Here is a 25,961-nt window from a genome sequence, read left to right as displayed (position 1 = left end):
CAGATCAATATGAAAAAAAATTTTTGTTACGGATTGACGGCGCTACTGACGATGTGTTTTTCCGTTTGCGTTCTTGCGCAGCAGAAAACAATTTTCACAACGGCGAACAAGAAAGTTGTAGTGTACACTACCGCCGACAGCACAAATTACCGCCTTTCGCAAACGGCAACGGCAAGCTTCTCTCCTGCCGTGCAACCGCTGGAAACGCAACCAAGCATTTTTGTTGATCCTTCGCACAGCTTTCAAACTTTTTTGGGAATGGGCGGCGCTTTAACTGATGCTGCGGCCGAAACTTTTGCCAAGCTTCCCGCTGCCAAACAACAGGAAATACTCGATGCCTACTACAACACCGACAAAGGCATTGGTTACACGTTTGCAAGAACGAACATCAACAGTTGCGATTTTTCAAGCGACACCTACACTTATGTAAAAGACGGCGACAAAAATCTTTCTTCGTTTAATCTTTCGCACGATGAAAAATTCAAGATGCCGCTGATCAAAAAAGCGATGCAGTCAAGCGGCAACAAGCTGCGCTTGTTTGTAAGCCCGTGGAGCCCGCCGGCCTGGATGAAGACAAACAACGACATGCTCCACGGCGGAAAACTGAAAGAAGATTACGCTGATGCTTGGGCGAATTACTACGTAAAATTTATCAAGGCATACGAACAAAAAGGCATCCCAATTTGGGGCTTAACGGTGCAGAACGAACCGATGGCGACGCAAACCTGGGAATCGTGTATTTACACGGCTGAAGACGAAAGAGACTTCATTAAAAATCATTTGGGGCCAACGCTTTTAAAGAACGGTTTGCAAAGCAAAAAGCTCATTGCCTGGGACCACAACCGCGACCTGCTTTATCACCGCGCTTCCACTATCTTAAACGATGCGGCTGCAGCCAAATACGTTTGGGGCATCGGCTTTCACTGGTACGAAGTCTGGAACGGCGGCCACCAATACGAAAATGTAAAAAGAGTAAAAGAAAGTTTTCCTGATAAAAACCTGATGTTGACCGAAGCCTGCCTCTACCCTTTTAGTTGGCAAACGATGAGCCAATGGAAGTGGGGCGAAACCTATGGAGAAAATATTTTGCATGATTTAAACAACGGCGCCGTTGCCTGGACGGACTGGAACATTTTATTGGATGAAACCGGTGGCCCCAATCACGTTGGCAATTTCTGCTTTGCGCCCATTCATTCGAAAAGCGACGGCAGTTTGCATTACATGAACTCATATTACTACATCGGCCATTTTTCAAAGTTCATTCGCCCCAACGCAAAACGCATCATCAGCTCATCAAACCGTGCACAGTTGCAAACAACGGCTTTTCGCAACGAAGATGGCAGCATTGCGGTTGTTGTGCTGAACGAAACGCCACAACGTTTTGCCTACAAACTTTTCATCGGCAGCCAAGCTGTTGATGCCACGAGTTTACCACATTCCATTCAAACCCTTGTGATTGAATAAATCCTAAATGATGCGAAACGCCGTATGTTTTGTCTTGCTGCTATGCCTTGCTTCTTGTAAAAAAGGAAGCGATAAGCCGCCGCCGGTTACACCGCCGCAGCCAATAATACTGGTTGCCGCAAGCGTTGACGGACAGTCGGCCGGCGCTTTGCAAACCGGTGTCCGGCTTTCGCCAATTATCCGGTTGGCGTTTGACAACAAGGTTGACCGAAACACCGTTGCACCGGCAATAAATTTTACCGCGGCAAATGCGTTGGCTGTGAATTACACCATTGCGTACATAGCCGCCGACAGCACGATCCAGCTTCAACCTTCAGCACCGTTGACAGCTTTAACGAAGTACCAAATAACCGTTGGTACAAGTCTTAAATCAACGGCCGGCGGCACGTTGAACAACGCAAGCTCGTTCGGTTTTACGACCGGTATTGATTCAAGCGATAAGTTCTCGATCATCAGCGATTCCGCTTTGGTACAATTGACGCAGCAGCAAACCTTCAAATACTTCTGGGATTTTGCGCACCCGGTTAGCGGCCTGGCAAGAGAAAGAAATACATCGGGAGAAACAGTAACATCGGGCGGCTCAGGCTTTGGGTTGATGGCGATTTTGGTGGGCATTCAACGCGGTTTCATTACAAGAACACAAGGCTTAACGAGACTGCAAACCATCGTATCGTTTTTAAAAAATACCGCTCAAAAATTTCACGGTGCCTTTCCGCATTGGCTCAACGGAACAACGGGCGCAGTGATTCCCTTCAGTGCAAAAGACGACGGCGCAGACTTGGTGGAAACAAGCTTCTTGATGCAAGGCTTGTTGTGCGCACGGCAATATTTTAATGGAAGCGATGCCGCCGAAACAAGTTTGCGTGCAGACGTCAACTCAATCTGGCAAGGCGTTGAATGGAATTGGTTTCGGCAGAACAATCAGGCCGTTTTGTACTGGCATTGGAGTCCAAATTATGCGTGGGACATGAACGTGCAAATCAAAGGATGGAACGAAGCCTTGATCACCTATGTGCTTGCGGCTTCTTCGCCTACTTATTCCGTTCCGAAAATTGTTTACGACAACGGCTGGGCAAGCAACGGCGGTATGAAGAACGGCAACAGTTTTTACAATTACGTTCTGCCGCTCGGACCCGACAAAGGCGGTCCGCTTTTCTTCGAGCATTATTCCTTTCTTGGCATCAATCCATTTGGCTTAACCGATGCGTATGCCAATTATCAAACGCAAACAATCAACCACACAAAAATCAATTACGAATACTGCAAAGCAAATCCAAAAGGCTGGTACGGTTACAGCGACCAGGTTTGGGGATTAACGGCCAGCGACATTGCAAACGGTTACACCGCTTCTTCACCAACCAACGACGTTGGCGTAATAGCACCAACAGCAGCGCTTTCATCCTTTCCCTACACGCAAACGGAAAGCATGAAGGCCTTGAAATTTTTCTATTACAAATTAGGCGACAAGTTGTGGAGCAATTACGGTTTTAAAGACGCTTTCAATTTGAACCAACCGTGGTTTGCCGATTCGTATTTAGCCATTGACGAAGGGCCCATCGTAGTAATGATAGAAAACTATCGAAGTGGGCTGCTTTGGAATTTGTTCATGAGTTGTCCGGAAGTAAAAACAGGAATGAAGAACTTAGGATTTCAAAGCCCTTATTTATAAGCACATGCAAATGATAAAAACACTGACCCGGTGCCTTTGCTTTCTTCTTTTGGCAAGCGCCTGCTCGTCGCAGAAAAAAGTGCAGAACGACGACGCAGTGCGGCTTTCGGCAGAAGATGAAAAAATTATTACAGACGTACAACGCACCACTTTCAATTATTTCTGGGACGGCGCCGAACCAACGAGTGGCATGGGAAGAGAACGTTTGCACATTGACAATGTTTATCCCGAAAACGACAAAATGGTTGTCACCAGCGGCGGCAGCGGCTTTGGCGTAATGGCAATTTTGGTTGGCATTGAAAGAGGTTTTATTACCAGGGAACAAGGCCTTGAACGATTAGAAAAGATTGTTCGTTTTTTAGAAACTGCCGACCGCTTTCACGGCGCCTGGCCGCATTGGTGGAACGGAGAAACGGGCAAAGTAAAACCCTTTGGCAAAAAAGACAACGGCGGTGATTTGGTAGAGACTTCCTACATGCTGCAAGGCCTGCTTTGCGCTCGACAATACTTTAAAACGGGCAACGAAAAAGAAAAAACTATAGCGGCACGTATTGATGAATTGTGGAAGGAAGTAGAATTTGATTGGTATCGCAACGGCGGACAAAATGTGTTGTACTGGCACTGGAGTCCTGATTATGCCTGGCAAATGAACTTCCCCGTAAAAGGATACAACGAATGTTTGATCATGTACATTCTTGCGGCTTCTTCGCCCACGCACGGCGTACCCGCCGAAGTTTACCACGAAGGATGGGCAAGAGGCGGTAAAATAAAAGACACCGTTACGACTTACGGCCATACGCTTGTGCTTTCGCACAATGGCGCACCCAAATACGGCGGGCCTTTGTTTTGGGCGCATTATTCTTATTTGGGCTTAGATCCAAGAGCGCTGACAGACCGTTACGCAAACTACTGGGATGAAAACCGTAATCAAACCTTGATTAACTACGATTGGTGCGTTGACAATCCAAAGCATTACAAAGGTTATGGCGCCGACAATTGGGGATTAACGGCAAGTTATTCGGTGAAAGGTTATGCGGCTCATGCACCGGGCGATGGTGATCGCGGCGTCATCTCTCCTACCGCGGCTTTGTCATCAATGCCCTACACGCCGAAAGAATCTTTGCAAGCCTTGCGACATTGGTACAAGAACATGAAGGATAGCATCTACGGCCCTTATGGTTTTTACGATGCGTTTAGTGAACAATACAATTGGTTTCCGAAAAGATATCTTGCCATTGACCAGGGGCCCGCAGTTGTAATGATGGAAAATTACCGAAGCGGCTTGTTATGGAAATTGTTCATGAGTTGTGATGAAATAAAAACAGGATTAAAGAAATTAGGGTTTCAAAGTCCCTGGCTGAAAAACTGAAATACATGAAACGATTCTTGTTCTTCTCATCTTTCTGTCTTCTTGCTTGCGTTGCCTTTTCGCAAGACAAAACGCTCTACGAAAAACATTGGTACATCAGCGGTAACGATACACTGCCTTATCGCGTTTTGTTGCCGAAAAATTTCGACGCATCGAAAAAATATCCGCTGATTTTATTTCTGCACGGCTCGGGTGAAAGAGGCCGCGACAACGAAGCGCAGTTGATTCACGGCGGTGATCTTTTTCTACGCGACAGCGTTCGCGAACAGTATCCGGCCATCGTTGTTTTTCCGCAATGCCCGCAGGCAAGTTTTTGGAGCAACGTTGATATCCGTTACGATTCTGCTGCGAAAAAAAGAATCTGGAATTTTCCATCCGGCGGTGAACCCACTGTTGCCATGCGGCTTTTGCTTCAATTGATTTCACAACTTCAAAACGATTATAAACTCGATAAGCACCGCTTGTACATTGGCGGCTTATCGATGGGCGGCATGGGCACGTTTGAATTGGTGCGCCGCATACCCAAAACTTTTGCAGCCGCTTTTCCTATTTGCGGCGGCGCGGCTCCGGCAACGGCCAAAACGCTTTCCAGGGTTCGTCATTGGTGGATTTTCCACGGCCTCGCCGATCCCGTTGTTCCGGTTGAATTAAGCAAGAACATGGCCGATGCATTGGTGAATGCAGGCGCTGTCATTCGATTGTCCTTGTATCCCGGCGTTGGCCACAACAGTTGGGACAATGCCTTCGCCGAAAAAGATTTGTTGCCGTGGTTATTCTCTAACCGCAAATAGTTGGAAGAATGGAAAAAGTTTTTTTTATACCCGCTTTAGTAACTCCGGTTGAACATCGTTGCGTCGCAATCCGTTCATCGGCATTGCTGCTATTAAGCTTTTTCATTTCCATCCTTCATCTCTCCGCGCAGCAAAAAACGTATTGCAATCCCATCAACATTGACTATGGCTACACACCCATTCCAAACTTCAGTGAATGGGGCCGCCACCGCGCCACCGCTGATCCTGTAATCGTAAACTACAAAGGCGATTATTATTTGTTCAGCACCAACCAATGGGGCTATTGGTGGAGCAATGATTTGCTGAATTGGAATTTTGTCTCACGGAAGTTTTTACGTCCGTGGAATACCGGCACCTATGATGAACTTTGTGCGCCCGCTGTTGGCATCATCGGCGATACAATGATTGTCTTTGGCTCAACTTACACAAAAAACTTTTCCATTTGGATGAGCACAAACCCGAAAGGCAACGACTGGAAACCGCTTGTTGACTCTTTTGAAATTGGTGGCTGGGACCCTGCATTCTTTACCGATGATGATGGCCGACTTTACATGTACAACGGCAGCAGCAACCGTTACCCTTTGTACGGAATTGAACTAAATCGAAAAACTCTTCAGCCCATCGGTACAAGAAAAGAAATGTATTTTTTGGAAGACTGGCGCTACGGCTGGCAGCGCTTTGGTGAACACAACGACAATACTTTTCTCGATCCTTTCATTGAAGGTTCGTGGATGACGAAGCACAACGGGAAATATTATTTTCAATTTGGAGCGCCGGGCACGGAGTTCAGTGGCTATGCCGACGGCGTGGTTGTTGGCGATTCGCCGCTTGGGCCATTCACACCACAAAGCGATCCGTTGAGCATGAAGTTGGGAGGGTATGTTCGCGGCGCGGGACACGGTGCAACGTTTCAGGATAATACAAAGCAATGGTGGCATGTAGCTACTACCGTGGTTTCAGTTAAAAACACATTTGAAAGAAGAATTGGCATTTGGCCGGCAGGTTTTGATAAAGATGGGGTGATGTGGTGCAATACTTCTTTTGGCGATTACCCGCATTATCTTCCGGCCCATCCCGACCTTCCCGGTGGGAAGGCCACCAATGCACAGCCCCCGCTTAAACAAGATGGAAACAAGATTACAGCTTCGTCGCAAAGCGAGGATAGTGCGATGGCTCACTCCCCCGCCGGGGGAGCCGGAGGGGGCCGCTTCACAGGATGGATGTTACTCAATTACAATAAACCCGTTCAGGTATCGTCAACGCTTGGCGGTTATCATGCCAACAACGCTGTTGACGAATTAATGAAAACATACTGGAGTGCAAAAACCGCGAACGCAGGTGAATACATTCAATCTGATTTAGGCAATGTATCAACCGTTCGCGCCATCCAAATCAATTATGCCGACCAAGATGTGGACGACAATCGTCTTGGCAAGATCAACGGACAGCATCATCAATACAAATTGTGGTCATCGATAGATGGAAAGAAATGGAGTTTGTTGGTTGACAAAAGCAAAAACACGAAAGACGTTCCGCACGATTATGTAGAATTGCCAAATGCCGTGCAAGCCCGTTACATCAAGCTCGAAAACATTCACATGCCCACCGGTAAATTTGCTATTAGTGGATTCAGAATCTTTGGCAACGGCAACGGTGCTAAACCCGATACCGTACAAAGCTTTATCGTGCTGCGCACCGAAAAAGACAAGCGCAGCGCCTTTATCAAATGGCGGCCGGTGGACAATGCTTTTGCTTACAACATTTATTACGGCATTGCGCCGGATAAATTGTACAACTGCATCATGGTGCACTCGAACAACGAGTATTGGATGAAAAGCATGGACAGCCAAAAGTCTTATTACTACTGCATCGAAGCCATTAACGAAAACGGCATTTCGCCGCGAACAAACACCATAAAAGTTGAATAATGAAAAAAGCGCTGACAAAATTTTTTTTCTTTGTTTGCCTGTTGCAAAGCATTGTCGCAAACGCACAAGGTGGTTCACCGTATTTCAACGAGATACAATCTTTTAAAAAAGAAGACAGCGTTCACGTGCCGCCGCAAAAGGCTATTTTATTTGTTGGCAGTTCCACTTTTCGTTTGTGGCCCGACATTCAAAGCTATTTTCCAGCGCACACCATCATCAATCGTGGCTTCGGCGGTTCAACCTTGGCGGATGTAATTCGCTACGAAAGCGACGTTATCTTTCCTTACAAACCAAAGCAAATTGTCATCTATTGCGGCGACAATGATCTAGCTTCTTCCGATACCGTTAGCAGCACAACCGTTGTGCAGCGGTTTGAAAAATTGTTTACCGACATCCGCACAGCCCTACCGAATGTGCCAATCGCCTTTGTTTCTATTAAGCCAAGTCCGTCGCGCTGGCATTTAAAGGAGAAGATGATTGACGCAAACAGGCGCATAAAAACATTTTTGACGGGCAAAAAGAAAACGAGCTTTATTGACATTTGGAACGCCATGCTGGGACCCGACGGCAAGCCAAGAGAGGAATTGTTCAAAGAAGACAGGCTGCACATGAAGCCGGAAGGTTACGCCATTTGGCAAAAAATCATCGAACCGAAACTGTTGTGACGAAACCTCATCCCGCCCTTCTCCACCTGGAGCAGGACACCTGCGCACAAACCCTGCTCATCAGAGCGTCTGCATTGGATGTTGAGTCGTTGTAAAGCAAGGTTTTTGTGCAATGGCTTCCCCTCCAGGTGGAGAGGGAAAAGAAGGGTGAGGCTAAATGTTGAACAGCCTTACCAAACGTACAAGGGTGCGACGCAACAGACGGTGAATAGAAATTCAAAAGCCGGTAACATAAAAATCAAAATCACAATGAAAAAACTGTTTACGATTGGAGCAATGGTGTTATCTCTCTTTGCCGTTGCGCAAAACAACGAGGCAAAAATGAATGCCTTTGTATCAAGCCTGATGAGCAAGATGACACTGGATGAAAAAATAGGGCAGCTAAACCTCGTAACGCCGGGCGGCGGCGTGGCTACCGGTGCGGTGGTGAGTACCGATGTGGAAGGCAAAATAAAGGCCGGCAAAGTGGGCGGATTGTTTGGCGTGATTGGCGTGGATAAAATACGGCAAGCACAGGAACTTGCGGTAACCGGAAGCCACTTGAAGATTCCGCTCATTTTTGGCTCGGATGTCATTCACGGTTACAAAACAACGTTTCCTATTCCGCTCGGTTTGTCTTGCAGTTGGGACATTCCGATGATTGAACGCAGCGCAAGAGTCGCGGCAACCGAAGCAAGTGCTGACGGTTTGTGCTGGGTTTTCTCGCCAATGGTTGACATTGCCCGCGATCCGCGGTGGGGCCGCGTTGCGGAAGGCGCAGGTGAAGATCCATATCTCGGTTCGCAAATTTCTGCGGCCATGATTCGTGGTTACCAGGGAACTAATCTCGCGGCCGACAACACCGTGATGGCTTGCGTTAAACATTTTGCCTTGTACGGCGCGGCGGAAGGCGGCCGTGATTACAACACCGTTGACATGAGCCGCATAAAAATGTACGAGTATTACCTGCCGCCATACAAAGCGGCTGTTGATGCTGGCGTTGGCAGCGTAATGAGTTCTTTCAACGAGATTGACGGCATACCCGCAACGGGCAACAAATGGCTGCTAACAGATTTGCTTCGCAGGCAATGGGGCTTTAAGGGTTTTGTGGTTTCGGATTATACCTCAGTGTCGGAAATGATTGATCACGGCATGGGCGATTTGCAAACCGTTTCAGCACTTGCATTAAACGCAGGGTTGGACATGGACATGGTGGCCGAGGGTTTTTTGAACACGACAAAAAAATCGTTGCCGGAAAAGAAGGTTACGCAAGCGCAGATTGACGCTGCCTGCAGAAGAATTCTGGAAGCCAAATACAAATTAGGTTTGTTTGACGATCCTTATCGTTACTGCAATCCGCAACGTGCCGCCAAAGAAGTTTTAAGTGCCGATAAACGTGCAGCCGCAAGAGAGTTTGGCGTTCATTCAACAGTGTTATTGAAAAACAGCAACCAAACGTTACCGTTGAAAAAATCGGGAACCATTGCGTTGATTGGCCCGTTGGCAAACAACAAAAGCAATATGCTTGGAACATGGGCCGTAAGCGGCGATGCGCAGTTATCGGTTCCGGTGTTGGACGGCATGAAAGCCGTTGGCGGCAGCGGCGTAAACATTGTTTATGCAAAAGGTGCAAACGTTACCGATGATCCCGAACTGGCAAAAAGAGCAAACGTTTTTGGTGAGCGGGTTGACGTTGGCCCGGGCACACCGGAGCAATTGTTGAGCGAAGCGGTTGCCACGGCAACCAAAGCGGATGTGATTGTTGCCGTTGTCGGCGAGGCATCAGAGTTTACCGGCGAAGCATCAAGCCGCACAGACCTTTCTTTGCCGCAAAGCCAGCGGCGTTTGTTGGATGAATTAGCCAAAACAGGAAAGCCCTTGGTTGTTGTTTTAATGAGCGGACGACCGTTGACCATCGAACACGAATCATCACTCGCAACATCCTTGCTACAAGTTTGGTTTGAGGGCCACGAAGCAGGAAACGCGATTGCCGATGTGTTGTTCGGTGCTTACAATCCGTCGGGAAAATTAAGCATGTCGTGGCCACGAAACGTTGGACAAATCCCTGTTTATTACAACCACAAAAACACCGGCCGTCCACAGGATGACACAAAGCCCGGACAAAAATTCCGTTCGAATTATTTGGACGTTGCAAACACACCGTTGTATGCTTTTGGTTATGGCTTGAGTTACACAAGTTTTAGTTATAGTCCTGTTCAACTAAGCAAGAACACGATGCGTGCAAGCGAGAAAATCACCGCAACGGTTACTGTAACGAACAGCGGTAATTATGACGGTGAAGAAGTGGTACAACTTTACATCCGCGACATGGTTGGCTCGGTAACAAGACCGGTGAAAGAATTAAAAGGCTTTCAAAAGATTAGGCTGCGCAAAGGCGAAAGCAGGCAAGTAAGTTTCACGATTGATGATGAAATGCTGAAGTTCTGGAACAGCGATTTGAAACACGTTTCCGAACCCGGGGCGTTTAAAGTTTTTATCGGCGGCAGTTCTGACAACGTACAGGAAGCAAACTTTACGTTAATGAAATAAGATCCGCAACGAAATTTTAGTTTTCAAAAAGGCTATTCAAAACACTTGAATAGCCTTTTAATTTTCGTTTGAAACCGATGGGTTAAATACTTGCTTGGCTAATTGAACACACATGCCGATAAACGTTACCAGCCAGGCTGCCCATGCGATATAAATAAAAACTTTGGCTATGGATTGCAAAAACGGTAACGGCAAAACCTCTTCCATCCGCCAGCTACAAACCGTGTACATGCCCAAGGGAAAGACCAAACTCCAAAAGGCTGCTTCGTATTTCAATGGCCACTTCTTTGCCGCGTACCGCCAAATGTCCATGATAAGAATGACCGGAATCCAGAAACTGCCCATCGCCCAAAACATGATCGACATTGCTTTCACAAAAGAATAAAGATCACCAAACACCGCGTGGCCTTGAATGCCTTTTGAAAGCGTAATGCCGGAAAGCGCCGTGATGGCGGCAGCACCCATGTTGATCCAATACGAAGGCACGGCTTCTTCGGGTTTCATGGGGAAGAAAAGAAGCCGATAAAGGTCAATGGCAATGAGCATGAAATACAACATCACGCCAAGTAAAAAAGCCAGCAAGGAAATACACAAAACGGCGTCTGTTTGAAGTAATGTGTGTGATGATAAAACGCCTCCCAAAATGGATACGGATTGTGTGCAAACAATCAACAACAACCAGCTTCCGTTCATGCCCGTTTCGGGCGAAGGTTTCTGCCTTTTCAAAATGGTGCCGGCTAAAAAAGTATAAACCAGAACGACCCACAAAACACCTGCAAATACCCAGAACATTGTAGCGATTCCGTAAGCCGATTTCGCTTGTGCGTATTCGGTTCCCAGAATGCAGGAACTCGCAATGATGGTTAGAAAACCCGTTCCCTTTTCGTGCAAACGAAGTTCAGCAGTCACCGTTGGAAAAAACAGGGCCAACCTTGCGATGAAAAGAAGCAACAAGACGAAAAAGAAAAGGTTATTCAGCCAGAACAACACAGTACTCACAAAAGTGAACCCTTGCAGTTGCGAAGCGGTAGCAATAATGCCGGTTGCCATCACCAATGCAAAAGAAGCAGACGGAAGCGTTTGAATGCTTTTCTTAAGCATAGGCGTACTTGTTGTTTGCAATTGTTTGGGAAAGACAAGGCATTTTGATGTTCTGTTTGTTCTGCATTTGCAGCACCGGTTTCCTCAAAGAAGAAAGCAAGGCTGTTCCTAAAAATTTCATTCCTCTCTCCTTTTCTGCATCCTTCCGCTGGAACAATTTTTATGCAGAGTAACCATCGGCTTGCGATCCGAAAATGTAGAAGCTCAACATTTCTTTCAACACTTCTTAACCAGCACTGTTTCGTGCGCACAACGAAAACTGTATGAACCAAACCCGCGACAGCATCAAAGACATTTGGGGTGAGCGAACCCCGTACAAAGGCGAAAACTATCCTGTAAGAATTGACGAACGCACAATTGAAGAACCTGATCATTGGGTGCAATCGGCTTGTGTACTTTGCTCCACCGGCTGCGGATTGGACATTGGTGTGAAAGACGGAAAAATCGTCGGGGTTCGCGGCCGCGGCGTGGACATTTCCAACTATGGCCGTCTTGGTCCAAAAGGATTGTACGGTTGGATTGCCAACAACAGTCCCGATAGGTTGACGAAGCCGCTGGTTCGCAAAAACGGAAAATTGGTGGAAGCATCATGGAATGAAGCAATGAATTTGATTGTCGAACAATCAAAAAAAATCATTGACAAACAAACAGGCCTTGGCATCGGCTTTTACACGTCGGGGCAGTTGTTCATTGAAGATTATTACACGCTTGCGGTGATTGGCAAAGCAGGCATCGGCACGCCACACATGGATGGCAACACGCGTCTTTGCACGGCAACCGCTGCTGCTGCGTTGAAAGTTTCGTTCGGTACGGATGGACAGCCCGGTGCGTACAAAGACATCGACGATACGGATTGCATCTTTTTGGTTGGGCACAACATTGCTTCACAACAAACCGTGTTGTGGATGCGCATTCTAGACCGGCTTGCAGGTCCCAATCCGCCAAAGCTGATCGTGATGGACCCACGCAAAACCGCCACGGCAGAAAAAGCTGACGTGCATCTTGATCCTTTGCCCGGCACAAACATTCCTGTGTTGAACGGTCTTTTGAATTTGATTATTCAAGCCGGTGATGTTAACGAAGAATACATCAATGCACACACGGTAGGCTTCGAAGAGTTGAAGAAAACAGTTGCCCAATGGACGCCGGAGAAAGTGGAAGAAATATCGGGCGTGTCATCGGAAAAGCTGCGCATGGCCGCACATATCTTGGGCAAAACACCAACGCTTCTCTCCACTGCTTTGCAAGGCGTTTACCAATCCATGAAAGCCACAGCGGCAGCGGTGCAGATAAACAACCTTCACCTCATTCGCGGATTGATTGGAAAACCGGGCAGCGGCATCTTTCAAATGAACGGACAGCCAACTTCACAGAACACTCGTGAGTGCGGCGCCGACGGCGATTTGCCGGGCTTTCGCAACTGGGGCAACAAAGAACATATCAATCAACTGGCAAAGCTTTGGAACGTTGATCCTGATATTATTCCGCATTGGGCGCCACCGACGCATGCAATGGAAATCTGGCGTTACGCCGAACAAGGCTCCATCAAAATGCTGTGGATCAGCGGCACCAATCCGGCTGTGTCTTTACCCGAGTTAAGCCGCATCAGAAAAATCTTAGAGAAAGAAGATTTGTTTGTGATCGTGCAGGATGCGTTCATGACGGAGACAGCGGTTTATGCGGATGTTGTTTTGCCTGCGGCGTTATGGGGTGAGAAGACCGGTACATTTACCAACATCACACGAACGGTACACATTTCGCACAAAGCCGTAGAACCGCCGGGCGAAGCAAAGCCTGATTTTGACATCTTTCTTGATTACGCAAAGCGCATGGGCTTTTGCGACAAAGACGGGAACCCGCTCATTAAATGGAACACACCCGAAGAAGCCTTTGAAGCCTGGAAAGAATGCAGTCGCGGAAGGCCTTGCGATTACACGGGCATGAGCTACGCAAAACTTACTGGCGGATCGGGCATACAATGGCCCTGCAACGAAAAGCATCCCGACGGCGCTGTGCACATTTACACCGACGGCATGTTTAATACTGCCATTGAAGAGAGCGAAAGCTACGGGCACGATTTGATAACCGGTGCCGCACACACCGAGAAAGATTACAAGGCAATTGATCCAAGAGGCAAAGCTTTCATCAAGCCTGCGGAATACATTCCGCCGCACGAGACACCGGACGAAGAGTATTCATTGTGGCTAACAACGGGACGACTGGTTTACCATTTTCACACCCGCACAAAAACCGGACGTGCAAAAGAATTGTACGACGCCGCGCCGGATTCGTACGTGCAGGTTTCGGAAGAAGATGCCGCAGCACTCGGCATTGCCGAAGGCGACATGATTGAAGTAGCATCGCGGCGCGGCAGTGTAACACAGCCCGCAAGAATTGGCGGCATTAAAAAAGGCGTTGTGTTTATTCCGTTTCATTACGGCTATTGGGACAATCCCGAACGCAGTCGTGCGGCCAACGAATTAACCATTACCGAATGGGACGCTGTAAGCAAGCAACCGCATTTTAAATACGCTGCCGTGAAGCTGAGCAAAGCAAAGGAAGGCGTGCTGCACAAAATCGGCGAAGCCTTAAACATGGTGAACGATCAACCGCAAAAAATGGAGGTGTAAAATGCACATCGGAACCTACATTGAACTCGTGCAAAAAGGCCAGCAGGATTCGGCCGAAGCGTTTTTGCTCGTATCGGCAAAACATGCCGCGGAACCGGACATTAAAGAAATGTGCAAGTTGCTGGCATCGTGGTCGCAGCTATTGGTAGAGAAAATAAAACCCTTTGCGGAAAAGTATTCAGAAGAAAAAGACAACGAGCCCGACCGCTTGCTGAAAGATTTTTTTGAACAAAACCGCAAAGGTGCGCTGGCGCTTCTTCGCGACTTGCACGATCTCTGGTTAATGGCGAACGAAGCCAACGTATCGGCCATTATTTTGCGGCAAGCGGCGCAAGGCCTGCGCGACAAAGAGCTAATGCAACTTTGCGACGAACTGGAAAAAAAATCGGAGCGGCAAATATCCTGGTTGCTGACAAGAATGAAATCCGCCGCGCCGCAGGTTTTGATTGCCGCTGCATAATTGGTTGACTAAAGTTTTTAAGCAGGACGGCGGCATCAATTGAAACAATCATTTTTGCAGAACATGATTTCTGTAAAAGACGCCATTGCGCAAATTCGTTTACACACGAATCTTCTTTCGCCGGTAAACCTGCCGCTGCAAAAAGCTTTAGGTCTTGTTTTAGCCGAAGACATTTTTGCACTTGTTAGTGTTCCGTCCTTTCCGCAATCAGCAATGGATGGCTATGCGTTTCGTTACGCCGATTATTTGCGGGCAAAAGAATTTACCGTCAGCGGCGAAGTTGCTGCGGGTGATGCCGCAACTGTTTCCGTTGCGCCAAACAATGCCGTTCGCATTTTCACCGGCGCGGCCGTACCGAATGATTTGGACACAGTGGTGATGCAGGAAAAAACGGAAATCCTCAACAATGAATTAATCGTCAAAGACGAAGCACTGCAAAAAGGCAGCAACGTTCGGACAGAAGGTTCTGAAATTAAAAAAGATGAAATTGCTTTATGGAAAGGCACTGTTCTTTCACCGGCAGCCATTGGTTTTTTAGCGGGTGTTGGGGTTGCTGAAGTAAGCGTTCATCCAAAGCCATCGGCACACATCATTGTTACGGGAAATGAATTGCAGGAACGGGGAAAGCCTCTTCAACACGGCCAAGTGTATGAATCAAATTCGGTCATGCTGCAAACAGCGTTGCAACAACTCGGCATCAACAGCGTTGCGGTAACTCATGTAACAGACGATGTAAATATTTTACAAGAAGCTCTCAACGCAGCGTTAAAAAAAGCCGAACTCGTTTTGCTTACCGGCGGCGTAAGCGTAGGTAAATATGATTTTGTTTTGCAGGCTGCTAAAGCTTGCGGTGTAAAACAATTGTTTCACAAAGTAGCACAGCGCCCCGGCAAGCCCTTGTACGCAGGAACAAAAGGTAAAAAAATTGTTTTCGGTTTGCCCGGCAATCCTGCATCAGTCTTGAGTTGCTTTTACAATTACGTTACCGTGACCATAGAAGAATTTACCGGTCGAAAAAATTTATTGGAACGAAAGCAAGTGCGTTTGCAACAAGATTTCAAAAAGAAAATTTCGTTGACGCAATTTTTAAAAGCAGTGTATACAGCCGACGGTGCATTGCCTTTGCAGGCGCAGGAATCGTTTCGTCTCAGTTCATTTTCAATCGCTAACTGTCTCGTCGTTTTGCCCGAAGAAGCAAGAGAGTACAAAGAAGACGAAACCGTTGAAATCCTTTGCCTGCCTTATCTTTAAGCCGCATGGACGCAAATTTTCTTTTTTTTATTTTGCTTTTCACCGTCGCGTTTTTATACGCTTCGGTTGGACACGGCGGCGCCAGTGGCTATCTTGCGTTGATGGCCTTGTTTAGCATTACGCCGGCTGTAATGAAGCCCACGGCTTTGTTGCTAAATCTTTTTGTTTCGCTTACATCGTTCGTTCAATTTTACCGCAGCGGACATTTTCGCTGGAAAGTATTTTGGCCTTTTGCACTGGCTTCCATTCCGCTGGCTTATTTGGGCGGATTGGTGGTTGTGGACGGTCATATCTATAAAAAGATTCTGGGCATTTTGTTGCTTGTTCCCATCATCCGTTTTTTCTTTTTTGGCAACACAAACGTGGAAGAGCAAAAAGAAAACAGCTTTGCCTTATCGCTTTTGATTGGCGGTTTGATTGGTTTTTTATCGGGATTGATCGGCATCGGCGGCGGCATTCTTCTATCGCCAGTTTTGCTGCTGTTGAAATGGACCGACCAAAAGCAAACAGCGGCCATTAGTGCCTTGTTCATTTTTGTGAATTCGCTTTCCGGACTGGCAGGCCAACTGACCAAAGGCATTCACTTCACAAACGACATGTTTCTCTTTGTTGTCATCGCTTTCGTTGGCGGTTTGTGCGGCGCTTATTTTGGTGCGTTGAAATTCCGGCAAACGATTTTGAAAAACGTATTGGCCACAGTGCTGTTACTGGCCGTTTATAAACTCTTGTTTACATCTGCATAAGCCATGAAAGAAATTAGCGTGTTGACCTTTGGCGTGATCACCGAAATTATTGGTAAAAGCAATTTTGTTGTAAACGACATTGCTTCTACTGAAGAATTAAAAAAAGACCTTGAAGCAAAATTTCCGCGGTTAAAAAGCATTGACTACACAGTTGCTGTAAACAAACAAATGATAACAAGCCCAACACAACTTGAGAACAACGCAACGGTTGCGCTTCTTCCGCCTTTCAGCGGCGGCTAATTATGAACGAGCCTTATTCATACGAACGTTATCAACGGCAAATCATTCTTGAAGGCTTTGGCGAAGAAGGACAGGAAAAACTTTTGCGTGCAAAAGCTCTGGTTGTCGGCGCCGGTGGATTGGGTTGTCCGGCTTTGCAATACCTCGTTGCCGCCGGTGTGGGAACCGTTGGCATTGTGGATGATGACGTCGTAACCTTGCACAATCTTCACCGGCAAATTCTTTTTACAACAACTGATATTGGCTTATCAAAAGCAGAAGTAGCGGCAAAGCGTTTGCACGAAATGAACCCTTCGGTGCAGATCAACGCGTATCCTTTTCGTTTAACGACACAGAATGCGCTGGAACTTTTCAGCAGCTATGATTTTGTTTTGGACGGCACGGATAATTTCGCCACCCGCTATCTTATTAACGATGCCTGTGTGCTCTTGGGCAAGCCACTCCTTTACGGCGCTGTTGCGCAATTTGAAGGACAAGTCGCAATATTTAATGCAGGCGACAACGCGGTTAACTATCGCGATCTTTTTCCACAGCCGCCTGTTCACGGCGGTGTTCTAAATTGTGCCGAGGCTGGCGTGCTTGGCGTATTACCAGGCCTTGTTGGAACGATGCAGGCAACGGAAACAATCAAGCTAATAACCGGTATGGGCAAGCCGCTCGTTAACCAGCTTCTCACCTACAACGCACTCACACACGACAGCTTTGTGTTTGGCTTGAACGCAAGAGAAGAAACGGAGTTACTGCTGCCAAAAGACGCGAACGATTTTGAGCAAAGAGATTACGAATGGTTGTGCGGCACAACCAGCGATGCTGAAGAAATTGACAACGATGCTTTTGAAAGATTTTTTCACGACAAACAAACCACGATTATTGATGTGCGGGAAGAAGGGGAACAACCTTTGGTGAAAGAATTTCAACACACAAAACTGCCTTTAACGCAGCTAAAGGAAAATGCGTTCGCGTTTCAGAATGACATACTCGTTTTGTTTTGTCAATCAGGTAAAAGAAGCCGCGAAGCCGCCAAACTTTTATCAGCTACTTTTGGACCATCGAAAAAAATTTACAGCCTCAAAGGCGGCATTCTTCACTGGAAAAAAGAGCATGGAACGAAAGCCTAAAAATATTTTTTTGCAGGGAGCAATCAGCACTTCGTTTATTGCCGACAACATTCAGAAACACAGCAGCAAAACCGGCATTGGCGCACACAGCATTTTTCTCGGGCAAGTACGCAGCGACGTAATTGACGATAAAACTGTAGCCGCTATTGATTATACCACTTACGAAGAGATGGCGCTTCAAAAGATGCACGAAATCCGCGAAGACATTTTTGAAAAATACTCACTCACCTGCATGCACGTTTATCACAGTTTAGGCAGCGTGAAAGCCGGTGAGATTTCGTTGTTTGTTTTTACATCATCAAAGCACCGAAAAGACGCGATTGAGGGCTGTGAAGAAGTTGTAGAGCGCATCAAAAAAGAACTGCCGGTGTGGGGCAAGGAAATCTTTGAAGATGCTTCGCATCAATGGAAGAAAAACACATAGAAACGTCTTCTTTTCAAGAACACAAAGCTTCAACTTTCTCAACGCTTACATTCAGCATGAACAACATAACCCACAAACCAACTTCCCTTCGCAAAGCCGTTGCAACGGCAATCGTTAAGGTTTCAAAGCAAGAAACGGTTGATGCAATTCTCAACAAACAAGTTCCCAAAGGCGATGTGTTTGAGTTTTCCCGAGCCGCCGGTTTACTCGCCGTCAAAAAAACGAGCGACCTAATTCCCGATTGTCATCCGCTGCCTGTTGAATACGCAGCCATCAAACACACAATAGATGGATTGAACATCATCATCGAAGTGGAAGTGCACACCGTGTACCGCACCGGCGTGGAAGTAGAGGCCATGCACGGCGCTTCCGTTACTGCGCTAACGATGTACGACATGCTAAAACCAATTGACAAAAGCGTGGAAATTTCTTCCATCAAGCTCGCTCAAAAAAAAGGCGGCAAGAGCGATTTCAAAGACAAGCTTTCGTTTGACCTGCGCTGCGCCGTTGTGGTGTGCAGCGACAGCGTGGCAGCGGGATCCAAGCAAGACAGTGCCGGCAAAGCCATTGTTCAAAAATTGCAACAACACGGCTTGAATGCATCCACCTATGTTATCATTCCCGATGAAAGGGAAGCCATTCAAACAAAAGCAAAACAGTTTAGCGAAGAAGCTTACAACCTGCTTCTCTTTACCGGCGGTACGGGACTTTCGCCAAGAGATGTAACACCCGAAGCGATTGCACCGATGCTCACACGCGAAGTCCCCGGCATTATGGAAGCCGCAAGGGTTTACGGACAGGAACGCATGCCTTACGCCATGCTTTCACGCGGCGTAGCGGGCTTTATCAAAAACACATTGGTGCTTACCTTGCCCGGCTCTACCCGCGGGGCAGAAGAAACAATGGATGCTTTGTTTCCGTATGTACTGCACATCTTTCGCGTGGCGGAAGGCATGCGGCATTCGGCAGATTAGAACAAACTATTTATAGCCTGGGCGAGTAACAAAAAATTATTCACAGCGAAAACAACGACAGTTTTACCAAAAAACGTAAAGCCAAAGGCGCGTAAAAGTTCACCTTTCTTTCACCAAAATTCGCGGGAATGCCATTCTGTTATTTGTAGCACTTCACCAAAAAAACTTCACGGGTTCTTTCGCACAGGAAGTTGTTCACAACTGCTAAAAAAATGAGCAAAAAAATCCACTTTTGTGGAAACAATCCGTGATGAGGATGAACAACTGCGAACATGATGTGCATAACCGGTGGCGTAACCTGTGGATTAATATAAATGTTACCGGAATGTTACGGCGCAGTTTTACGCACCTATATTCGATGTCCAACTTACGGACACGAATAAAAGAGCAGCTTTTGACACAACAAATCCTTCCGGCGGTTGGCGCTAATTTTTAAGACGAAAACGAGTTGTATGGACATTCCTAACCTAAACAGAGACAAGAAGAGAGGACGCAAAACACCCGACGTTAGCACGTTGGTTTATGGCAAAGTGCCGCCGCAGGCCCGCGAGTTGGAAGAAGCCGTATTGGGCGCCATCATGCTGGAAAAAGGCGCTTTTGATACCGTTGCCGAAATTTTAAAATCGGAATGTTTTTACGTGGATGCGCACCAACGCATCTTTCGCGCCATGAAAAGTTTGTCGGGCAAAAGCCAGCCCATTGACATGCTGACCGTGGTGGAGGAACTTCGCTTCAACGAAGAACTTGATATTGTAGGTGGACCTTATTACGTTACCAAATTAACCAACGCAGTTACATCATCGGCACACATTGAAGCGCACAGCCGCATTATCCTGCAAAAATTTATTCAACGCGAACTCATTCGCATTTCCGGCGAAATTATTTCGGATGCATACGAAGACAGCACCGATGTCTTTGATTTGCTTGACGATGCCGAAAGCAAGATTTACAAAGTCACGTCGGAGCACTTGCGCAACAGCGTGGAAACGATTGATGCGGTGCTGGTGAAAACCATTCAGCGCATTGAGGACATGCGCAACCGCAACGAGGACATTACCGGTGTGCCCAGCGGCTTTGCGCACCTTGATAAAATAACCTACGGCTGGCAGCAAACCGATCTTATTATTTTGGCGGCGCGGCCTTCGGTAGGTAAAACGGCTTTTGCGCTGAACCTTGCCCGCAACGCCGCTTTGAGTGCAGCCAAACCTACCGCAGTTGCCTTCTTCTCGTTGGAAATGAGTGCCGGCCAGTTGGTGCAGCGTATCCTTTCGGCTGAAAGCGAAATCGGGCTTGAGAAAATTTCCCGTGGCAAGATGGAAGAATACGAAATGGAGCAATTGTACAAACGCGGCATTCAGCGTTTGGCCGATGCAAAACTTTTTATTGACGACACTCCTGCGCTGAACATTTTTGAGTTGCGTGCCAAATGCCGCCGCTTGAAAAATGCGCACAACATTGGCTTAATCCTGATTGATTATTTGCAGCTCATGAGCGGCACGGGTGAAAACAGAAACGGTAACCGCGAACAGGAAATCTCGAACATTTCGCGAAGCTTAAAAGCCCTTGCGAAAGAACTGCAAGTGCCCATCATTGCGCTTTCGCAATTGAGCCGCGAAGTGGAAAAAAGAAAAGACGGCAACAAGATGCCGCAGCTTTCCGACTTGCGCGAATCAGGCGCCATTGAACAAGATGCGGACATGGTTTGCTTTATTTATCGTCCCGAATACCACGACCTGAACCAAAACGAAATGGGCGAGAGTGTAAAAGGTGAAACGTACTTGCGCATTGCCAAGCACCGTAACGGTTCGCTGGAAAATTTGAAGTTCAGGGCAAGACTTGAAATACAGAAATTCTTTGAAGACGACGGCGGCGAATTTGGCGGCGGCTTTAACATGCCACCAAACTGGAAGCCGGTGAGTGACAGCGGTGGCGGGCCGGGTGCAAAGCTGTACATTCAAACCGGCAGCAAGATGAACGACATACAGGACGATGATGAACCGTTTTAATTACTAAACCACCTGCATATAAAGCTTCGGATAAAACCGGAGCTTTTTTGTTTTCTTCGCGTCATGGCGCTTTCTTTTTTTTTCGTTGAAAGTTTACGTGACGAAATCATTCAATTGGACGAGGATACTTCCAAACACATGATTGGCGTGCTGCGCATGGCCAAAGGCGAAGAGGTTTTGCTTACCGATGGCAAAGGTAAAAAAGCGAGAGCGGAAATCATTGACGACAATCGCAAACGTTGTGCTGTTCAGGTTCAGTCCATTGAAACGGAAGAAGAAAGCCGGCCAAACGTTTCTATTGCTATTTCCATTATCAAAAATTCATCCCGCTTTGAATGGTTTTTGGAAAAAGCCACCGAGATCGGCGTGAATGAAATTGTTCCGCTACTCTGCGAACGAACGGAAAAAGAAAAGTTTCGCTACGACAGGATGCAAGGAATTTTAAGCAGTGCAATGCTGCAATCGCAGCAAACATGGTTGCCTGTTTTGCATCAGCCAACGGCTTTCAATGAAGCCGTAAAATCTTCTTCACAAGAACAAAAATTTATTGCGCATTGTTTACCCGAAAAAAAACAACAATTGTCGTCCGTCATCCCTCATCCGTCATCACTTATTCTCATCGGCCCCGAAGGTGATTTTACAGAGAAGGAAATTAGCCTTGCGTTGGAAAACAATTTTCTGCCCGTGGCGTTGGGCGGCACACGATTACGAACAGAAACAGCGGGCATTGTAGCCGCAACGCTTTTAAAAATTTTGGGTAAAACTCAATAGTACAAAATGCCAAACCGAAGGCTGATTACTAAAAGCTGATAGCTCTTAGTGCGCCTCATCCGATTCGTTGTCTTCGTTTGAACGCAACACCGGTTCTCTTAATTCCACGCTCTTGCGCTGCTTTTTCCGTTTGAGCATTGTCATGTTCAATAATTCCACGCCAAACGAAAAAGCCATGCCGAAATAGATGTAATTTTTGAGGTGCAGTTCTTCGGCTTTTTCTGACGCCCAGCCTTCAATAACAAGGCTCAGCCCAATCATCACCAAAAACGAAAGCGCCAGCATTTTCAACGTTGGATGCTTGTGTATGAAAGAAGAAATCTTTGGGCTGAAAAGAAACATGATGATCATGGCAATAACAACGGCCGCAATCATTATTTCTACGTGCTTGGCCGTGCCGCCTGCGGTGATGACACTGTCGAAAGAAAACACGGTGTCAATGAGCATGATCTGCACCACGGCTTGTCCGAATGACAAATAAGTGACCTTGCCGGAATACTCCGATTCGTCTTCGCCTTCCAGCTTGCCGTGAATTTCCTTTACCGATTTATAAATTAAAAACAGCCCGCCGCCAAGCATAACAAGACTTGCCAAATCAAAGCCTTTTCCGAACCAGCTTTCGGGGATAATGTATTTACCTTTTTGCGACAGCAGCCAGCTTAATCCCAACAACAAAATGCTGCGGATGATGATGCCGCTGATCATCCAGGCACGCCTTGCCTTCTTCCTGCTTTCTTCTTTTAAGCGGTTTAAAATGAGGCTAACGAAAATGACGTTGTCAATGCCCAGCACCACTTCCAAAATCACCAACACCAGAAAACTAATCAGGCTTTCAGCGGTTAAAAGTTCTGTCATGGCGCAAAGAAAAAACGCTTAGGCCAATGTGCGGCAAATTCTTTTTACAATCATCGGGCCTTCGTAAATAAAGCCCGTCCATACTTCAACGAGTGATGCGCCTGCAAGCATTTTTTCTTTCGCATCTTTTCCCGAAAAAATGCCGCCCGAACCAATGACGGGGATTTTGCGGTTTGTTTTCTCAACAAGGTATTGCAACACTTCGGTACTGCGTTGTTTTAACGGCTTGCCGCTTAAGCCACCAGCACCGATGGTGGTGAGTTGTGAGTCGTGAGTGGTGAGTCCTTCGCGGCTGATAGTGGTGTTGGTCGCAACAAGTCCGTCCAAATTAATTTCGGTTGCCAATGCAATCACGTCATCAATTTGTTCCTGCGTTAGGTCGGGGGCAATCTTCAATAAGATGGGTCGTTGTTGCGAAAAGGTTTTGTTCATTGCCTGCAAGTGCGTCAAAATTTTTCGCAGCGATTCTTTCTCCTGCAATTCCCGCAAGCCCGGTGTGTTTGGCGATGAAACGTTCACCACAAAAAAGTCAACAAACGGATGCAAGGCCCGAAAGCAAATCTCGTAATCCTTCCAGGCTTCTTCGTTGGGCGTTGCTTTGTTTTTGCCGATGTTGCCACCGATAAGCATGGATGACGGATGACGGATGACGGATGACGGTATTGCTTTCCTGCTGTCATCTGTCATCTGTCTTCTGTCATCATTCTTTCTCCACTTCTTCAGCCGGTGCGTTACCGCTTCCACGCCGTCGTTGTTAAAGCCCATGCGGTTAATAAGGGCCTTATCTGTTGGCAGGCGAAAAAGTCGCGGCTTATCATTACCGGCTTGCGGCCGCGGCGTCACCGTTCCAATTTCCACAAAGCCAAATCCCAGGGTTTCTAACTCCCGTAAATATTTTGCGTTCTTGTCAAAGCCAGCGCCAAGGCCAACGGGATTTTTAAACGCGAGGCCGCAAACGGTTTTCACCAATCGTGAATCATGAACCGTAAAAGTGTTGGCGATGACTTTTTTTATGAAAGGCACGGCGCACAAAATCTTCAGGCAATTCATCGAAAAAAAGTGCGCAGTTTCGGCGGGGAGAAGAAACAAAAGGCGTCGGAGAAAAGAATACATCGGACGCGAAGTTAACCGAAACAGAAAATTGCAAATCTACTTTGGTTGTTTAAGCAACTAAATTATTTTTCCTGTACTTTTAAGATTCAATCAGAGTTTATGCAAGAAGCTTATATCGTTGCCGGCTACCGCACCGCCGTTGCAAAAGCCAAGCGGGGCGGTTTTCGTTTTTATCGTCCCGATGATTTGGCCATTGACGTCATCAAAGGTTTGTTGGCATCGGTGCCGCAAGTGGATAAGAGTTTGGTAGACGATGTAATCGTCGGCAACGCCGTACCCGAAGCCGAACAAGGCTTGCAGGTAGGCCGCATCATTGCCGCACGAGCAATAGGTTTTGACGTTCCCGGGATGACGGTAAACCGCTACTGTGCCTCGGGATTGGAAACCATCGCCATTGCCACGGCAAAAATTCGTACGGGCATGGCCGATTGTATTGTTGCCGGTGGTACTGAAAGCATGAGCCTTGTGCCCACGGCGGGTTGGAAAACCGTTCCCGCTTATTCTATTGCCAAGGACGAACCGGATTATTATTTAAGCATGGGCCTTACGGCCGAAGCGGTGGCAAAAGAATTCAATGTAAGCCGCGAGGAGCAGGATGAATTCTCGTACAACTCGCACCGCAAAGCCATCAACGCCATCGAAAAAAGTTTCTTTAAAGAAGGCATACTGCCCATCGAAATAGAGCAGGTTTATTTAGATGAAAAAGGAAAGAAGGCTATAAAAAAATACACCGTTGAAACCGACGAAGGTCCGCGTGCCGATACCTCGCTTGAAATCTTGGCTAAACTAAAACCGGCATTTGCCGCAGGCGGAATGGTTACCGCCGGTAATTCTTCGCAAACTTCCGACGGCGCCGCCTTTGTGCTGGTGATGAGCGAACGCCTGGTGAAACAATTAAACCTTCAACCCATCGGCCGGTTGGTGGCTTGTGCTTCGGCTGGTGTGCATCCGCGCATTATGGGCATTGGGCCGGTGGCTGCTATTCCAAAGGTGTTGAAGCAATCGGGCATGAACCTTTCGCAAATTGATTTGATTGAGTTGAACGAAGCCTTTGCTTCGCAGTCCATCGCCGTTATTCGCGAAGCGGGATTAAATCCCGAAATTGTAAACATCAACGGCGGCGCCATTGCCCTCGGCCATCCTTTGGGCTGTACCGGCGCAAAGCTTACCATTCAAAACCTGCATGACCTGAAGCGCACCGGCAAAAAATACGGAATGATTACAGCCTGCGTGGGTGGTGGGCAAGGAATTGCGGGCATTGTGGAGCGTTTATAAACACAGGCCAAGGTCATAAGTTTTGTATTGTTTGTTGGAACGGTGCAATAAAAAAATAAATACTTATTTATTGCAAAGCATAAACGAAGAACTTATATTCGTTTTACCACCAACCTCTACATTTTATGAGCAACGCCACCACCAAATCGGTCATTCTTTATGTGGATGACGATACCGACGACTGCATCTTTCTTAAAACTTCTTTGGAGGATGCAGGCAACAAAGCCCATCTGATTTGTTCTACCGACGGTGAAGAAGCCGTCAGGTACCTGAATTCAGTTTCTGCCGATTCCCTGCCTTCGCTTATTGTTCTTGACCTGAACATGCCTCGTTGGGACGGTCACAAAACTTTGCATTATTTAAAATCCGATCCACATTTAGCAGGCATCCCGGTTGTCATTCTCTCAACGCACGAGAGCGAAAGAGAACGCGAAACCTGCCGTCAACTAGGCGCGGTTTCGTATTTCAAAAAGCCGTTTCGCTTCGACGATTATCAGGGTATTGTTGCAGGTTTTTTTTCAGCGATGAAGGACTGAAAATTTTTTTGCTTCACCGCTTTTAAGCAAAGGCTTCGGTATTTAAACT

At 47.0% G+C, this 25,961-nt stretch carries 22 protein-coding genes; 19 read left to right on the top strand and 3 right to left on the bottom strand.

The window, feature by feature from the left end; translation table 11 throughout:
* The first annotated feature begins 9 nt into the window (after positions 1–9).
* The 7 genes from FSB75_RS20210 (at position 10) to bglX (ending at position 10,415) form a co-directional block, all read left to right on the top strand.
* A complete protein-coding gene (locus FSB75_RS20210; RefSeq protein WP_146791170.1) occupies positions 10–1,464 on the top strand; it encodes a glycoside hydrolase family 30 protein in 1,455 nt (484 codons plus the stop codon).
* Positions 1,465–1,471: 7 nt separating this feature from the next.
* On the top strand, positions 1,472–3,133 hold the full coding sequence (locus FSB75_RS20205; RefSeq protein ID WP_227990675.1) for a glucoamylase family protein: 1,662 nt from the start codon (positions 1,472–1,474) through the stop codon (positions 3,131–3,133).
* Positions 3,134–3,143: 10 nt separating this feature from the next.
* Positions 3,144–4,502 carry a glucoamylase family protein gene (locus tag FSB75_RS20200; RefSeq protein ID WP_146791168.1) on the top strand — a complete coding sequence of 453 codons (1,359 nt, stop codon included), beginning with the start codon at positions 3,144–3,146 and terminating at the stop codon, positions 4,500–4,502.
* A 5-nt stretch (positions 4,503–4,507) separates the two neighbouring features.
* The gene (locus FSB75_RS20195; RefSeq protein WP_146791166.1) at positions 4,508–5,293 is read left to right on the top strand and encodes a carboxylesterase family protein; all 786 of its coding nucleotides are present in this window, start codon (positions 4,508–4,510) and stop codon (positions 5,291–5,293) included.
* Positions 5,294–5,301: 8 nt separating this feature from the next.
* Positions 5,302–7,221 carry a family 43 glycosylhydrolase gene (locus FSB75_RS20190; protein WP_172623240.1) on the top strand — a complete coding sequence of 640 codons (1,920 nt, stop codon included), beginning with the start codon at positions 5,302–5,304 and terminating at the stop codon, positions 7,219–7,221.
* Positions 7,221–7,886, top strand: coding sequence for a GDSL-type esterase/lipase family protein (locus tag FSB75_RS20185; RefSeq protein WP_146791164.1), 666 nt, complete (start codon positions 7,221–7,223; stop codon positions 7,884–7,886). Before FSB75_RS20190 ends, FSB75_RS20185 begins: the two co-directional genes overlap by 1 nt.
* A gap of 249 nt (positions 7,887–8,135) precedes the next feature.
* A complete protein-coding gene (gene bglX / locus FSB75_RS20180; protein WP_146791162.1) occupies positions 8,136–10,415 on the top strand; it encodes a beta-glucosidase BglX in 2,280 nt (759 codons plus the stop codon).
* 57 nt (positions 10,416–10,472) lie between these two features.
* Here bglX and FSB75_RS20175 read toward each other — a convergent pair whose 3' ends face one another.
* On the bottom strand, positions 10,473–11,516 hold the full coding sequence (locus FSB75_RS20175; RefSeq protein ID WP_146791160.1) for a tellurite resistance/C4-dicarboxylate transporter family protein: 1,044 nt from the start codon (positions 11,514–11,516) through the stop codon (positions 10,473–10,475).
* 263 nt (positions 11,517–11,779) lie between these two features.
* On the opposite strand from FSB75_RS20175, the gene FSB75_RS20170 reads away from it, so the two are divergent.
* The 10 genes from FSB75_RS20170 (at position 11,780) to FSB75_RS20125 (ending at position 22,133) form a co-directional block, all read left to right on the top strand.
* Positions 11,780–14,146 carry a molybdopterin oxidoreductase family protein gene (locus FSB75_RS20170; protein ID WP_146791158.1) on the top strand — a complete coding sequence of 789 codons (2,367 nt, stop codon included), beginning with the start codon at positions 11,780–11,782 and terminating at the stop codon, positions 14,144–14,146.
* Between the two features lies 1 nt (position 14,147).
* Positions 14,148–14,606 (top strand): molybdopterin oxidoreductase, encoded by a 459-nt coding sequence (locus tag FSB75_RS20165; RefSeq protein ID WP_146791156.1) that lies wholly within the window; start codon positions 14,148–14,150, stop codon positions 14,604–14,606.
* Between the two features lie 63 nt (positions 14,607–14,669).
* Positions 14,670–15,857 carry a molybdopterin molybdotransferase MoeA gene (locus tag FSB75_RS20160; RefSeq protein WP_146791154.1) on the top strand — a complete coding sequence of 396 codons (1,188 nt, stop codon included), beginning with the start codon at positions 14,670–14,672 and terminating at the stop codon, positions 15,855–15,857.
* Positions 15,858–15,862: 5 nt separating this feature from the next.
* Positions 15,863–16,600 (top strand): sulfite exporter TauE/SafE family protein, encoded by a 738-nt coding sequence (locus FSB75_RS20155; RefSeq protein WP_146791152.1) that lies wholly within the window; start codon positions 15,863–15,865, stop codon positions 16,598–16,600.
* 3 nt (positions 16,601–16,603) lie between these two features.
* A complete protein-coding gene (locus tag FSB75_RS20150; RefSeq protein ID WP_146791150.1) occupies positions 16,604–16,840 on the top strand; it encodes a MoaD/ThiS family protein in 237 nt (78 codons plus the stop codon).
* 2 nt (positions 16,841–16,842) lie between these two features.
* Positions 16,843–17,958 carry a HesA/MoeB/ThiF family protein gene (moeB, locus tag FSB75_RS20145; protein WP_146791148.1) on the top strand — a complete coding sequence of 372 codons (1,116 nt, stop codon included), beginning with the start codon at positions 16,843–16,845 and terminating at the stop codon, positions 17,956–17,958.
* A complete protein-coding gene (locus FSB75_RS20140; protein ID WP_146791146.1) occupies positions 17,942–18,382 on the top strand; it encodes a molybdenum cofactor biosynthesis protein MoaE in 441 nt (146 codons plus the stop codon). Before moeB ends, FSB75_RS20140 begins: the two co-directional genes overlap by 17 nt.
* Before the next feature lie 56 nt (positions 18,383–18,438).
* On the top strand, positions 18,439–19,356 hold the full coding sequence (gene moaCB / locus FSB75_RS20135; RefSeq protein WP_146791144.1) for a bifunctional molybdenum cofactor biosynthesis protein MoaC/MoaB: 918 nt from the start codon (positions 18,439–18,441) through the stop codon (positions 19,354–19,356).
* 452 nt (positions 19,357–19,808) lie between these two features.
* Positions 19,809–21,362, top strand: a complete 1,554-nt coding sequence (gene dnaB / locus FSB75_RS20130; RefSeq protein WP_146791142.1) for a replicative DNA helicase — start codon at positions 19,809–19,811, stop codon at positions 21,360–21,362.
* 63 nt (positions 21,363–21,425) lie between these two features.
* A complete protein-coding gene (locus tag FSB75_RS20125; RefSeq protein WP_146791140.1) occupies positions 21,426–22,133 on the top strand; it encodes an RsmE family RNA methyltransferase in 708 nt (235 codons plus the stop codon).
* Positions 22,134–22,178: 45 nt separating this feature from the next.
* Here the strand turns inward: FSB75_RS20125 and FSB75_RS20120 are convergent, their stop codons facing one another.
* Both FSB75_RS20120 and FSB75_RS20115 read right to left on the bottom strand, forming a co-directional pair.
* Positions 22,179–22,988, bottom strand: a complete 810-nt coding sequence (locus FSB75_RS20120; RefSeq protein WP_146791138.1) for a TerC family protein — start codon at positions 22,986–22,988, stop codon at positions 22,179–22,181.
* A gap of 18 nt (positions 22,989–23,006) precedes the next feature.
* Entirely contained in the window at positions 23,007–24,101 is a 1,095-nt protein-coding gene (locus FSB75_RS20115) for a quinone-dependent dihydroorotate dehydrogenase (RefSeq protein WP_146791135.1), read from the bottom strand.
* Positions 24,102–24,200: 99 nt separating this feature from the next.
* Between FSB75_RS20115 and FSB75_RS20110 the strand changes: the two genes are divergently transcribed.
* Together FSB75_RS20110 and FSB75_RS20105 are read left to right on the top strand one after the other, a co-directional pair.
* Complete coding sequence (locus FSB75_RS20110) at positions 24,201–25,376, top strand: acetyl-CoA C-acyltransferase (protein ID WP_146791133.1); 1,176 nt, start codon at positions 24,201–24,203, stop codon at positions 25,374–25,376.
* Between the two features lie 125 nt (positions 25,377–25,501).
* Positions 25,502–25,912 (top strand): response regulator, encoded by a 411-nt coding sequence (locus tag FSB75_RS20105; protein WP_146791132.1) that lies wholly within the window; start codon positions 25,502–25,504, stop codon positions 25,910–25,912.
* The last annotated feature ends 49 nt before the right edge of the window (positions 25,913–25,961 follow it).

The organism is Flavisolibacter ginsenosidimutans (genome assembly GCF_007970805.1).
Lineage (GTDB): Bacteria > Bacteroidota > Bacteroidia > Chitinophagales > Chitinophagaceae > Flavisolibacter > Flavisolibacter ginsenosidimutans.
Note: the sequence above shows the minus strand (reverse complement) of the source record. Positions and strands in the feature narration are given on the sequence as shown.